The sequence below is a fragment of the Roseiflexus sp. genome (assembly GCF_057785375.1).
The window spans coordinates 1-13,369 of the sequence record NZ_JBYNRX010000073.1; the positions used below are offsets into that span (position 1 = coordinate 1).

Consider the following 13,369-nt stretch of genomic DNA (forward strand, 5'->3'; position numbering starts at 1 on the left):
GCAGGAGCAGCGGTCTTGAGCAGACCGCGCCACATCGCTGGCGCCGGGCGGGGCGACGGTGCACTGTTCGACGCCAGCTCTGTGCGCAGGGTGCGGGTCATTTCTTCCAGCAGCAGGAGTTGTTGATCAAGGGGCCACTGCAGCCCCGTCGCATTAAGGCGTTGCCTGGTGAAGTTCAGCGCGGTCTGCCCGACGCCGCCGGTGCGCACCCGGCCCCATGGGTCGTCGTGCTGCAGCGCCGTCAGCGCGCCGCTTGCGTTTGTCACGGCGCTCACGCTCCCCAGGTGGTCGCCGTGCAGGTAGAAGACGCCGCTGTCACTCCGGCGCAGCCCGATCACCTGCTCGTGGAACTGGTCGTCACCTTTTTGCCTGGGGAGACGATGACACAAAGACAAGACGATGATACGCCGGTGACACCGTGGTTGTCAAAACCGGGTATCGATGCATATTTTGTGCAGATGCCGGGAATGCAATGTGCAACGTCATGGCGGGCGCATCGCAGGCGCGCCCCAGTCTGCGCATCTGCAACCTGCATACGTTCAACGCCCACCTGTAACCTTCCCACGCTTAACGTTCAACCCTTCACCCAACGAGCCAGGAGTCGATTTCATCCAGGGCAGCGGCGGCGGTCAGCAGCAGTTCCGCACCGCCGATCAGCGCCAGCGCGTCGGCGGCCCAGCCGATACACTGGAGCGTCTCGGTGCGTCCGAGCGGAGCGATGGTCAGAAATGCCTGACCGAGGAGGAGATGAGCGCGTCTGGTATCCTGGCACTTGACGACGGCGCGCGCCGTAGCAACGAGGGCGCGTGCGCGTTCCAGCGGTCGTGGGATGAGCCGCGCCACTTCTTCGGCGTCTTCGGGCAACCCGTGGGCGGCAAGCGCCTGTGCAGCGGCAAGCAAGTAGCGACTGCGCACATCGGGGGGCAGCACATCGGCAATGCTGGTGAACGCGCGCGCGCGCGCGCCGGATTCGACCAGCGGCTGCGCGATGGCTGCTTGCGCGCGCGCGCGCTCAGTGGGGACAGTGATCTGTTCAGTGCGTGCATGGGCTGCCGCCGCAGCGCCGGATCGCGCCCAGGCAATCGCCAGGTCGGCTTCGAGCCGCGCCCGTGCTCCAGCGTCGCCAATTTGCGCCGCCAGCGCAAATGCATCGCGGTGGCGCCCGTTCGCCGCCAGAATGCGCGCCAGTTCGTCGAGCGCCCAACTGCGTTCGTCTTCATCTGCAATGGTCAGCGCAACGGTCTCTGCCGTTGCGTAGTCACCCCGGCGCGCCAGCGCAATTGCAGTACGCGAATGGGCGCGGTCTCGCTCCTCGCCTTCGGGGAGCAGCGCCGCCATCCGCATACCGACCTCGAATTGCCCGCTGGCCGCTTCGGCTGCCGCCAACGCCGCAATCACCGATGCCCGCTCCTCTCCTTCGACGGCAATTGCGGCGGTGGCGGCTTCGTCGAGCGCCTGCGCCGCAATCGGCGGATGGTCGAGCGCCATGTCGATCAGGCAACGGGCGCGGGTTTCGTGGTCATCGATCAGGCGCGCAACTTCGAGCGCGGTCTCTGGCGCAACCTGAACGATCAGCGCGCGCGCCACCTGCGCCAGCGCACGATCGCGCAGCGCCGGGTTCGGCAGGAGCATCACCCGATCCGCAGCGCGCGGGTTGCCGCGTCGAGCCGCATCACAGGCCAGTTCGGCAGTGACCCACGCAACCGTCGTGGCACTGCGCAGTGTGTCAAGCACCAGACCGGCGCGCTCATAGTCGCCAGCACGTGCGTGCGCAATTGCTACTTCCGCCATGGCCCAGTCGTGGTTCCCCGGATGCGCTATTGCATACGCCACCTCTTCGGCGCGGCTCAACCGCCTGTGTGCGATCAGCCAGCGCACGACTTCGGTTTCGATCATGCCGCGCCGTTCAGCATGGACGATACGGGTTGTGATGCCAAGCGCCGTGTCGGGTGCACCAATGCCAATCGCGGCGCGCGCCAGCGCAACGAGGGTTTCTTCGTGCTGATCGCGCCATTGCCGGGTGGGACCGGGCGCTTCGAGGTCGAGCGCTTCGGAGAGCATCCGCATCGCTGGCGCGCGCATGCGCAGTGCGTAGCAGACTTCGCCGAGATTGCGCAACGCCAGCGCCTTGTCGCGTCCATCCGGCAACTGGTCGATCATTACCCGGATGCGCTTCATCGTTGCGTCGCGCGGTTGCCCGCGATCAACGGCGGCGGCGAACACTTCGGCAGGCGCATGGGGCGGCAGGGTGCGCGCCAGAAAGGCCAGCCCGCCGGTCAGGGCTGCGGCTCGCAACAGCGGGAGTGCTGCGTCGTTCTTTGCGGCTGCGCGCAGCGCCCACAACCCATCGACAGCCGCATCGCTTAGATTGCCGCTGCGCCGCTCCTGCGCGCGCACCCAGGCGCGCCGGACCACACTGCTGATCGCCGCTTGCGTTGCGCTGCCGCCGAGTGCGCTGTGACGGGCGAATTCACGGCTCAATGCGATCTCGTCCTGCCAGCCCGACCGCTCGGTCATCCCGTTCGACTGTGCAAGGGTCAGTTCGACAAAGCGCGCGTGAGCCGATGCCAGGTTGTCTCCCGACATTCCGGCAATGAATGCGCGTGTTGCGCGATGGTACAATCGAATGCCCGCTTCAGTACGCTCGATGAGTGGACCCCAGCGTTGCACCAGATGCCGGATGGACTCTTCGGCGCTTCCCGCCAGCATTGCTGCCAGCGTCAGCGGCAACGGCTCACGGGAAGCGGCAAGAACGCACGCCAGGGCGCGCCCGTGTGGCTCCAACCGTTCCCACCAGTGTTGATGCAGGTCGGTCAATCCAGAGGGAAGACGTTTTCCGTCGATTGCCCGTCCCGCCAGCAATCCAATTGCCAGGCGAAGATAGAGCGGCGATCCCCGACTGCGTGACGCCAGGATGGTCGCCAGACGACGGTTCCTGCTCAGGTGAGCGGCAACGTCCGCCAGCCATGCCTCATCAGCATGGAGCGATACGCGGGCCGCAAAATGCGCCCCGATCGCCGGTTGTTGCGTATCTGGCGTTGTCAGCATCACGACAACCACGCCAGAAGGAAGACTGACAGGCAGTGGAGGCGGCACAGGCACGTCAGTGTCATCTGGCATTCGTCCGATAAGAACAACCAAAGGATCGCCAGAGGGTTGTTTCTCTGCCGCTTCCGCGAGCAGCCGTTCGAGGGTCAGCGCATCGCGTGACGCAATCGGCGGAACCAGCGGCGCCGGCAGATCGGCAAGCGCCAGCGTCTGCGCGCAAAGCGCCGCCAGACCACCGCCAGCATCATCTTCAGGCAGCCAGAATGCCCATCGGCGCGTGGCAGCCAGCCGGCAGATCAGCGCTGTTGCGCCGCCGCCGTGATCGCCATCGAGCGCCACGATGCCTCCGTTACAGTCGCGTATTGCCTGTTCGAGCGTTGTTACTGCGGCTGGACGCGGCACAAACCATGCACACCGCTCGGCGATGCGTCGCGCCTGCACCGCCAGCGCGCGCCCCGTCTGATAGTACAGATGCGGATATTGCGTTACTGCCGCGACCGAAGGCGGAATGAGGTCAGGAGGCGAATGAGCGCTTGTGGTCATAGAACCCGAGTTCTTGATCATGGGGGCGGATCTGACATCTGCTCACATCGATGACGGTAACACCGGCGGCAGTGGATACGACGCGAACTCTCGCCCGATTTCGACCTCGCCGGTGAACCCTGCGGCGCGGGTTTCGGCAATCGCACGATCGGCGCTCATCGTCCAGCGCGGGCTGTAGTGAACGAGCACCAACCGCTCGACTCCGGCGGCAGCCGCGACTTCGCCTGCCTGGTATGGCGACGTATGACCGGGAAATGGTTCCGGCGTTGTGGCTTCGTGGATCAGGACCAGGGCGCCGCGTGCCAGGTCACGCACTGCGTCGCATGGCTCAGTGTCGGCGGAGTAGACCAGCGCGCGCCCATCGTCGCTGCTGAAGCGCAACGCAAGGCAAGGGCGCGAATGGACGGTTGGCGCGGTGTGAATACGGTATGGCGCGCCGTCCAGGGTGATTTCATCGCCTGCTTCAATCGAAATCCAATCGATCTCCGGCTGATACTGCTCGAGTTCAAACGCTTCGAGAATACGCTGCGCGGCTGCCAGGGTTGGCGCATTGCCATAGACCGGTAGACGTCGGTCGTATCCGGCGAGTTTCAGCGAAAAGAGCAGTCCAGGCAAACCATTGAGATGATCGGTGTGCGAATGCGTCAGAATCATCGCCCTCAAGTCACGCGGATTGACGCCGGCACGCAGCAACCGCTGGTACGTACTGCCGCCGGCATCGACCAGCACCAGCCCATCTGGCGCTTCCCAGACCATATGCGTGTAATCACGGTCGGCGTCCGGCACCGCCGTCCCGACGCCTAACAAAATCATGCGCATACCAGGATGCTCCTCTGCTGTTGGCGTCCAATCGTTGCTGATATTGTATCAGAGTCGTTCCTGTTGTGGCATTCTGGCGACACATCAAAAGTGCTATACTTGCTCCGAGTGAAACGCACGTCGTAATCCTGCATCGACCCGGAGGCGCGCGATGAACGACGCATTTTACAAACACCTGCTCGATGAGATGTACGATGGCGTGTATTTTGTTGACCGGCATCGTCGCATTCTGTACTGGAACGGTGGCGCAGAACGCCTCTCCGGGTATAGCGCCAATGAGGTGACGGGACGTTTCTGCGGCGATAACCTGCTGTGTCATATCGACGAATGCGGACGACGTTTATGCACCGACATGTGTCCGCTGGCTGCGACCATTCGTGATGGTCAACCACGGCAGGCAGAGGTTATTCTGCACCACAAACAAGGGCATCGCGCGCCGGTGCTGGTGCGTGTGACGCCGATCCGGGATGAGCATGGGGAGATCATCGGCGCAGTCGAAGTGTTCAGCGATAACTCGCAGCAGAAAGCGGCGCTGGAAGAAATCGAGCGTCTGCGCCAGTTAGCGCTGCTCGATCCACTGACCGGCGTTGGCAACCGGCGTTTCATCGAAAGCATCACACACGCCCGCCTCGAAGAATTGCGCCGCTATGGCTGGCCCTTTGGGGTCGTCCTGGCCGACATCGATCATTTCAAGGCGGTCAATGATACCTTTGGGCATCTGACCGGCGACGAGGTGTTGAGGATGGTCGCGCGCACGCTGGCGTACAACGTGCGTGCATTCGATGCCGTCGGGCGATGGGGCGGCGAGGAATTCGCCATCGTTGTGCAGAATGTCAGCGTCGGTATGCTGAGCGTCATTACAGAACGTTTGCGCATGCTGGTGGAACAATCTGCGCTCTCGACCAACAGCGCAACCGTTCGTGTGACCGTCTCGCTTGGCGTAGCGGTCGCTCGTTCAGATGATACGCCGCTCAGCCTTTTTGATCGCGCCGATCAGATGCTGTACCAGAGCAAACAACACGGGCGCAATCGCGTTTCAGTTGAAGAGCCGTCGTCTGACGGTGAAGATGGTGAGTCCACACGGCGCTGAGTATGCACGCTGCGTTGCTATCACGCTGAGAGCGTGTCTGAAAACGTGAACTGGCTGGGCGAGTCACTGACGGCGCCTCGTAAGGCGACTTTTCAGATGACTCTGATACTGTGCTCGAGAAGGATGTATGCCACGGGTCATCTACTTTGACTGTTTTTCCGGCATCAGCGGCGATATGGCGCTTGGCGCGCTGCTGGACGCCGGGTTGTCGCTCGAGGCGCTCCGCGAGGCGTTGCAGCGTCTCAACGTCGCCGGATGGGACCTGCACGCCACACGCGAGGTGCGCGGACCGCTCGCCGGCACGCGCGCCCACGTCGTTGCGCCCGAAGGTCACGTCCACCGCAACCTCGACGACATCCGCGCCATCATCAGCGCCGCGTCATTGCCCGCAGCAGTCATCGATCGTAGTATCCGCATCTTTACCATCCTCGCAGAAGCCGAGGCGCGAGTCCATGGGACGACGGTCGATCAGATCCATTTCCACGAAGTCGGCGCACTCGACGCGATTGTTGACATCGTCGGCGTGGTGGCAGGACTCGACCTGCTTGGGGTCGAGCAGGTCTTTGCCTCGCCGCTGCCGCTTGGCGCCGGATGGGTGCGCACGGCGCATGGTCCCCTGCCTGTCCCTGCTCCCGCAACGCTGGCAATCCTGGCGTCGGCTGGCGCACCGGTTACCCCTGATGAGACGTCATTTGAGTTGACGACTCCGACCGGCGCAGCGATCCTGGCAGCGCTGGCAACCTTTCGCCGCCCGCCGATACGCCTGCGCACCGTCGGCTATGGCTTTGGCGCCCGCCAGACGGAGCGCCCGAATGCCCTGCGCGTCTGGCTGGGCGATCTCGACAAGGAAGACGGCGCCGACCGGCAGCAGGATCTGGTGCTGCTGGAAACGAACATCGATGACCAGCCGGCTGCGCACATCGCATATGCCGCCGACCGGCTGCGCACAGCCGGCGCCCTCGATGTCTGGTGCACGCCAATTCTGATGAAGAAAGGACGCACCGCTGCGCTGCTCTCCGCTCTCGTGCCCGCCGATCTGGAGGAAATGGTCGTTGACCTGATCATGCGCGAAACGACGACGCTAGGGGTGCGGCGTCGTCCTGTTGAGCGCCACGTATGCGACCGCGACATCAGGGAGGTTGCCACGCCGCTGGGCACGGTACGGGTCAAACGAAAATGGTGGCGCGGTGAACTGCTTGGCGCTGCGCCAGAGTACGAAGATTGCGCCCGGATCGCGCGCGAGCGCGGTGTGCCGCTGGCAGCGGTGTATCAGATGGTGATGGGGCGGTTGGAGGATGGAGCGACGAAGTGTTGAGGTCGCACCGGAACCTTATCTGCTCAGCCAGGTTTCTATCTGGAAATCCGCAGCAAACGGATTCACGAAGCGAACTCCTTCTGTGATCCATCCCGGGTTGAAATCCTCGCTAAAGACAACCGAGATCTGGTTCAGGCGGGCAGTAGCCCAGATCTGAGCGTCCCAAAAGCTGAACTGGTGATCACGCACCCCACGCGCAGCTTCCAGAACAATCATACCCGTTATCTCCAAGATGGTCCAACTCTGGAGATAGTTGGTGATCCGATCACAGGCATCCGGTACAGGAAGGGGAGTAGGATCTTTGGAGTTACGGCAACAAAGAACTCAGAAAGCACCTGTGTGCTGAGCACGCCAGTGTTGCTCATGGAGAGAAGGTCCAGAACTTCGAAGGCGCGTTGTTGTCGTTCAGGCTTGGCGCGATCATAGGCATAGACCAGAACATTCGTGTCCACCAGCACTCTGGCGCTCACGCAGTTCCTCCCGTCGCCAGACGCTCCTGCCAGGCGCAGGACCGTGTTCCATCAAACGCAGGATAAACGCTCTCTCCTTCTCCCAGTACATTTGGCGAAACGATTGATGATCAGGTGACATCGTATGACCGCTGATGACCTCAAACAGACCTTTGCCTTCGATTACGAATCGCATGCTTTTCCACGATCGCTGGCGATCTATGCAGATTGCTTCGCATGGATGCAACGGGCGCCTGCTGAAAGCATGCACGCGATTGTCACCGATCCGCCTTACGGAATTAAGGAATACGACCCCGATCAGCTGGAAAAACGCTCAAATGGTCACGGAGGCGTCTGGCGCATCCCACCATCGTTTGACGGTCACAACCGGTCGCCACTGCCACGGTTTACAGCGCTCAATGACCGGGAAAGGGCGCGCATTTAGGAATACTTTTACGAGTGGGCTCGTCTGACCCTGCGGATTCTTCGTCCCGGCGCCCATGTCTTCGTCGTGTCAAACGTATTTCTCTCACAAGTCGTTTTTGCTGCAATGATCGATGCCGGGCTTGAGTTTCGCGGGCAGGTCATCCGGCTCGTCCGAACGCTCCGCGGCGGTGATCGTCCAAAGAATGCGGAAGAAGAGTTCCCTGGCGTCTGCTCGATGCCGCGCGGGTGTTACGAGCCGTGGGGCATCTTCCGCAAGCCGGTTCCGAAAGATATGACGGTCGGCGAGTGCCTCAGAATGTTCCAGACCGGCGGATTGCGGCGTAAACCGGATGGCAATCCGTTTGAAGACGTGATCGAGAGCGAACGCACCCCACAGAAAGAGCGCGCGATTGCGAACCATCCAAGCCTGAAACCGCAATCGTTTCTGCGTCAGATTGTGTATGCCTCCCTGCCCCTTGGCAAAGGCATCGTTCTTGACCCCTTCATGGGCGCCGGTTCCACCCTGGCTGCTGCGGAAGCGGTCGGGTACACGGCGATTGGCATTGAGAAGAACAGAGAATACTATGCGATGAGTCTGCGGGCTGTTCCTGCGCTTTCGCTTTCAGGGACGAAAGAATCCCAGTTATCTCTTAATCTCGCCTGAGTCTTTGTACACCCGATTAGCTTTCATTTTATCCGCACCGCTTTTCGTTACGCTGGCTGTAATCGTTCGTCTACCCCTTCAGCGACCCCGCCAGCAGCCCGCGCAGGAAGTATTTCCCCAGGAAAATGTAGACCAGCAGTGGCGGCAGCGCAACCAGCAGCGCTCCGGCCATCTGTACGTTCCACTGCGTAAACTGGCTTCCCGACAGGTTTTGCAACGCCACGGTCACCGGGCGTAACTGTGGGTCGTTGGTGATGATCAGCCCGAACAGGAACTCGTTCCAGATCGAGGTGAACTGCCAGATCGCCACAACCACGAAGCCAGGCGCGGAGAGCGGCAGCATCACATGGCGGTAGATGCCGAAGAAATCGGCGCCATCGATCTTCCCTGCTTCCACAAGTTCGTTCGGCACTGTCGCGTAGTAGTTTCGGAAAATCAGGGTTGTGATCGGAATGCCGTAGACCACGTGCACCAGGATCAGGCCGGGTATCGTGGCATACAGCCGGATTTCGCGCAATACTTCGACCAGTGGCACCAGGACGCTCTGGTAGGGGATGAACATGCCGAAGAGAATCAGGGTAAAGAGTGTTTCCGAGCCGGGAAAGCGCCATTTCGACAACACATAGCCGTTGAGCGATCCCAGGATGCACGAGATGACCGTCGCCGGAACGACGAGTTGCACACTGTTCCAGAAACTGCCGCGCATCCCGATCACCCCTTCGCCGCCGTTCCAGGCGCGATCAAAGCTTTCGAGCGAAAACCGCGTCGGCAGGTCCCACATCCGGCTGAGGCTCACCTGATCGAAACTCTTGAAACTGGTGATCAGCAATAGGTAGACCGGCAGGAGAAAGAAGAGCAGAAACGCAATCATGATGCTGTAAATGACCACGCGCGACCAGCGGATGCGCCGTCGCCCCGGTGCAGGTATGGCAACACTACTCATCGCTCCACCTCTGTTCGCCGGTTGTAGATCAGGTACGGCGCCACCAGCAACGCGACAACCACCAGCATCACCATCGCCACTGCTGCGCCCTCGGCGAATTTGTTGGCTTTGAAGGTGATTTCATACATGTAGAGTCCTGGCACCTCGGTATTGTTACCGGGCGCACCGCCGGTCATCGTGACGATCAGGTCGAAAATCTTCAGCGAAATATGCCCCAGAATAATCACTGCACTCAGAGTGATCGGTTGCAGCATCGGCAGCGTGATAGTGCGAAACACCTGCCACTCAGTCGCGCCATCGACCCGCGCCGCTTCTTTGATCTCTTCTGGAATGCCGCGCAACCCTGCCAGGTACATCGCCATGACAAACCCCGACATCTGCCAGACCGCCGCAACGACCACCGGAATCATCGCCATCGGGATGCCGATCCGGGTGCGTACCCCCTCGATGCGCCATCCCGGTACAACGTTCGTGTCGGTCGTCCATGCCGCCTGTAAAAACCCAAGCCCCGACTGCTTGAACAGCAGGTTGATGCCGGTCGGGTCGTTGGGCCAGTTGCCTGGCGCAAACAACCACTGCCAGACGACGCCGGTCACGATGAACGACAGCGCCATCGGGAAGATGTAGACCGAGCGAAAGAACCCCTCGACGCGGATCCGTGAGTCGACGAGCACGGCGAGCAACAGCCCGATCACCAGGCACGACGCCAGGAAGAAGATCGTAAAGACAATCAGGTTGCGGATGTTCGTCTGGAAACGCGCGGTGCTGAAGATCGTCTGATAGTTATCGAACCCGACGAACGACGTTGACATCGTCAGTCCCCGCCAGTCGGTCATCGAGATGTAGGCGGTCCAGCCGATGAATCCATAGACGAAGACGGCGATTGCCAGCGCCGATGGGGCGATCATCAACAGCGCAACCGCCCGATCCCGGTTCATCCAGCGCACCCGGCGGGCGGGACGTGCGCTGAGCGTCTTTGCCTGTTGCATGCGTGCTCCTTTGCGGATGGACGCGAAGAGACGTTGAGACGTAGCATGCTACGTCTCAACAACGTCTCTCCGTGTTCTGCGCCTTTTATGTCACTTGAGGTCCTTCGCAGCGTCCTTCAGCGCCTCGACGACTGCATCAACGTCGAGGTCGCTGGCAAAGACGTTCAATGCGTTGCCGTATTCGGTCATGTACGCTTCGGGAGCGGCGGCGCCGTGAACGACGCTCGGCGCCAGCTGCTCGCTGCCAAAGGCTTTGATCGAGTACTGCAGGTACTCGTCGTACAGGCTTACGTCCGCGTCGGTGCGCGCCGGGATGGACCCCTTCTTCGGGTTGAAGGCGTCCTGCCCTTCACGCGAGCCGCAGAGCGCCAGCCACGCCTTCGCCTGCTGCGGGTTTGGCGCGCCCTTCGCCAGACCGAAACTGTCCGACAGCCACATGAAGACGCCTTCGTTGCCCGGCGCGGGAGCGTAGCCATAATCGACGCCGACCTTCGCGCCCTTGCCGATGAAGTAGCCATGCGCCCAGTCGCCCATAATCGTCATGGCCGCTTTGCCATCGAGCACCAGTTGCGCGGCGTCAGCCCACCCCAGCGACGAGCGGTCGCTGTTGGAGTACTCCAGCATCCGTTTGGCGATTTCCGCAGCCTCGCGCACACGCGGGTCACTCCAGTCGGCGCCGGGTTGGAACAGTTTGGCATAATCTTCTGGTCCAAAGACTGCCAGCAGCACGCTCTCGAACAGGTGCGGCGTCTCGAACCGGTCCTTGCCGCCGACTGCCAGCGGGATGATACCCTTCGCCTGGAGCGCATCCGCCACCTTGAAGAAGTCGTCCATGGTCTTTGGCGGGGTCAGACCATTCTCCTGGAAAATCTTGATGTTGTACCAGAGCACGTTCGAGCGGTGGATGTTGACCGGCACCGACCAGATTTCGCCGTTGTAGGTGATCTGCTCGAGCAGTTTCGGCGGCATCACCTTGTCGAAGCCCTGCTCCTTGAAGAACTGTGTCAGCGGCTCCATCTGCCCGGCATCGACGTATGCCGTCAGTTCCTTGCCCGCGTGTACCTGCCAGCTATCCGGCGGCTGGCCGCCCTGCAGACGAGTCTTCAACACGGTTTTGGCATTCGTGCCTGCGCCGCCGGCGACGGTGGCGTTCACGATTTCCACGCCAGGATTCTGTTGCTTGTAGATGTCGAACATGGCGTTCAGCCCGTCGGCTTCGCCGGCATTCGTCCACCAGCTGAAGATTTCGAGTTTGCCGCTGCCGGTGGGCGCCGGAGCGGTTGTTGGCTGTGCGGGGGCGGCGGTTGGCTGGGTGGTCGCTGGTGCGCCGCCACAGGCAGCCAGCACGAGCGCGAGGATCGAAAAGACGCCGAATAGCTTCAACCACTTTGTCGTGAACATAGCATCCCTGCCTTTCAGATGACGAAGATGGTCATGCGGAGAATGACTCATCACCACGGTCCCGGTGCTCAACCATCAAGAGCGCGCACCTCCTGGCTCGGTTTAGAGGATGGATAAGAAGAGTATAGCACAAATCCTGGACGGATCCAGAGATCATGGTCGGGTGCAATCAGGAGTTAGTGACAGGAGCTACGCGGGCGCCTCACGGACGAGCCGCGTGACGGCGGGTCCAGGCATGAATTGTCAGGCGGCAAGCAAGCGCGTCCCTGCTGCGCTGCGCCTCGGCTGGCGACTGACCCCCCAACCCCCCGCAAGCGGGGGGTGTGCCGGGCGGGCGTTCCGCCGGGCGTCCACGCAGGTGGACGCCGCCGGTCCCGTCCGCGCAGGCGGACGGTCGGCCGCAGGTCCATCAGGGGCGATTTCAATCGCTGGCAACCGGAGCGTCGTTTCTTGACAAATCATGCCTGCACCCCGTGATGGCTCTTTTTGCTTTCGGCGGAGCGGCGCTTGTCTTCTTTTGCGCCTTGATCAGGAGTACTACGCTGCCGCAGGCTCTCGCGGAGCAAAAATGCACCACTGCGTAAGTCCGTCTTCCCATCACGACAGATCGTGCTTACCCCCTTCATCATCTCTGCCGCGCGGCAGGGTCAGGGTAAAGACGCTCCCCTGACCAATGCCAGGGCTGGCAGCCGTGATCTCGCCCCCCATCGCCCGCGCCAGATGGCGTGCAATCGTCAATCCGATCCCGCTGCCGCCGCTTGCCCGGCTGCGTGATGGATCGACGCGGTAGAAGCGCTCGAACAGGTAGGGCAACGCTTCCGCCGGAATGCCGATGCCGGTATCTTCCACCGCAACCTGAACATACGTCGCATCGCTGCGCACCCGGAGCGTGATGCATCCGTCCTCCGGCGTGTAGCGAATGGCGTTGCCCACCAGATTGACCAGCACCTGCGCAGTTCGATCGGGGTCAGCGTATGCCAGCATCGCTCCATCCGGCGCTTCGACCACGATCTCCAGACACTGCTCGATGAGTTGCGGTCGCAATTGGGCGACAATACGCTGTACCAGCGCCACGATGTCGAAGATCTGCGGCTGAATCGTTACCTGACCCGCCTCGACCCGCGAGAGATGTTGCAGATCATCGACCAGCCGTCGCAGCCGCCGCACTTCGTGCTGCATGGCGCTGATCGTTTCGGGATCACCGGGCAACACGCCATCGAGCAACCCTTCGAGGTACCCCTCGAGACCGGCGAGCGGCGTGCGCAATTCGTGCGCCACATTGCCGATCAGGGTCACGCGCTGTTGTTCGACCCGCGCCAACGCCTCAGCCATCTGGTTGAAACTCTGCGCGACATCGCGCAGTTCGTCGCTCAACGGCACAGTCACCCGTTCATCGTAGTGGCCGCTGGCGATCCGTCGGCTGCTGGTCGCCAGTTGATAGAGCGGGCGCAGAATCTCACGCGCCAGCAGCAGGCTTGCAGCCAGACCAACGAGCGCCGATGCCAGCGCGGCGACGACCAGCGCCTGGAGCATTGCCTTCTCGAAAGCGGGCAGTAATGCGGGATCGACCGTTCGCACCGCTAGGATGTCTGCTGTCGCAATCAGCGTTACGACGCCGACCAGCACAACGAGCATCTGTGCGGCGATGATGCGCCAGCGAAGTTGTCGCCAGAGCCCCATGC

The 13,369-nt window shown here is 61.8% G+C and carries 10 protein-coding genes and 2 pseudogenes; 4 read left to right on the forward strand and 8 right to left on the reverse strand.

What is annotated here, in order from left to right; genetic code table 11:
* The 3 genes and pseudogenes from AC3EA7_RS12570 to AC3EA7_RS12580 form a co-directional block, all read right to left on the reverse strand.
* Nucleotides 1–395: pseudogene (locus AC3EA7_RS12570) on the reverse strand (hypothetical protein); the annotation flags it as partial.
* A gap of 187 nt (nucleotides 396–582) precedes the next feature.
* Complete coding sequence (locus tag AC3EA7_RS12575) at nucleotides 583–3,591, reverse strand: hypothetical protein (RefSeq protein ID WP_488614404.1); 3,009 nt, start codon at nucleotides 3,589–3,591, stop codon at nucleotides 583–585.
* A gap of 42 nt (nucleotides 3,592–3,633) precedes the next feature.
* On the reverse strand, nucleotides 3,634–4,410 hold the full coding sequence (locus AC3EA7_RS12580; RefSeq protein ID WP_488614405.1) for an MBL fold metallo-hydrolase: 777 nt from the start codon (nucleotides 4,408–4,410) through the stop codon (nucleotides 3,634–3,636).
* Between the two features lie 151 nt (nucleotides 4,411–4,561).
* On the opposite strand from AC3EA7_RS12580, the gene AC3EA7_RS12585 reads away from it, so the two are divergent.
* Nucleotides 4,562–5,500 carry a sensor domain-containing diguanylate cyclase gene (locus AC3EA7_RS12585; RefSeq protein WP_488614406.1) on the forward strand — a complete coding sequence of 313 codons (939 nt, stop codon included), beginning with the start codon at nucleotides 4,562–4,564 and terminating at the stop codon, nucleotides 5,498–5,500.
* Nucleotides 5,501–5,627: 127 nt separating this feature from the next.
* A complete protein-coding gene (gene larC, locus AC3EA7_RS12590) occupies nucleotides 5,628–6,815 on the forward strand; it encodes a nickel pincer cofactor biosynthesis protein LarC (RefSeq protein ID WP_488614407.1) in 1,188 nt (395 codons plus the stop codon).
* A 15-nt stretch (nucleotides 6,816–6,830) separates the two neighbouring features.
* Here the strand turns inward: larC and AC3EA7_RS12595 are convergent, their stop codons facing one another.
* The gene (locus tag AC3EA7_RS12595; protein WP_488614408.1) at nucleotides 6,831–7,031 is read right to left on the reverse strand and encodes a PIN domain-containing protein; all 201 of its coding nucleotides are present in this window, start codon (nucleotides 7,029–7,031) and stop codon (nucleotides 6,831–6,833) included.
* Between the two features lie 378 nt (nucleotides 7,032–7,409).
* On the opposite strand from AC3EA7_RS12595, the gene AC3EA7_RS12600 reads away from it, so the two are divergent.
* Nucleotides 7,410–7,709 carry a hypothetical protein gene (locus AC3EA7_RS12600; protein ID WP_488614409.1) on the forward strand — a complete coding sequence of 100 codons (300 nt, stop codon included), beginning with the start codon at nucleotides 7,410–7,412 and terminating at the stop codon, nucleotides 7,707–7,709.
* An 18-nt stretch (nucleotides 7,710–7,727) separates the two neighbouring features.
* Nucleotides 7,728–8,354: pseudogene (locus AC3EA7_RS12605) on the forward strand (DNA methyltransferase); the annotation flags it as partial.
* 70 nt (nucleotides 8,355–8,424) lie between these two features.
* Here the strand turns inward: AC3EA7_RS12605 and AC3EA7_RS12610 are convergent.
* The 4 genes from AC3EA7_RS12610 to AC3EA7_RS12625 all read right to left on the reverse strand — a co-directional run bounded on the left by AC3EA7_RS12610 (nucleotide 8,425) and on the right by AC3EA7_RS12625 (nucleotide 13,367).
* Nucleotides 8,425–9,297: a carbohydrate ABC transporter permease gene (locus AC3EA7_RS12610; protein WP_488614410.1), complete on the reverse strand. Its 873-nt coding sequence runs from the start codon at nucleotides 9,295–9,297 to the stop codon at nucleotides 8,425–8,427.
* Complete coding sequence (locus tag AC3EA7_RS12615; RefSeq protein ID WP_488614411.1) at nucleotides 9,294–10,286, reverse strand: carbohydrate ABC transporter permease; 993 nt, start codon at nucleotides 10,284–10,286, stop codon at nucleotides 9,294–9,296. The genes AC3EA7_RS12610 and AC3EA7_RS12615 overlap by 4 nt, the downstream gene beginning before the upstream one ends.
* A gap of 90 nt (nucleotides 10,287–10,376) precedes the next feature.
* Nucleotides 10,377–11,687 carry an ABC transporter substrate-binding protein gene (locus AC3EA7_RS12620; protein ID WP_488614412.1) on the reverse strand — a complete coding sequence of 437 codons (1,311 nt, stop codon included), beginning with the start codon at nucleotides 11,685–11,687 and terminating at the stop codon, nucleotides 10,377–10,379.
* A gap of 597 nt (nucleotides 11,688–12,284) precedes the next feature.
* A complete protein-coding gene (locus tag AC3EA7_RS12625; RefSeq protein WP_488614413.1) occupies nucleotides 12,285–13,367 on the reverse strand; it encodes a sensor histidine kinase in 1,083 nt (360 codons plus the stop codon).
* Nucleotides 13,368–13,369: the final 2 nt, after the last annotated feature.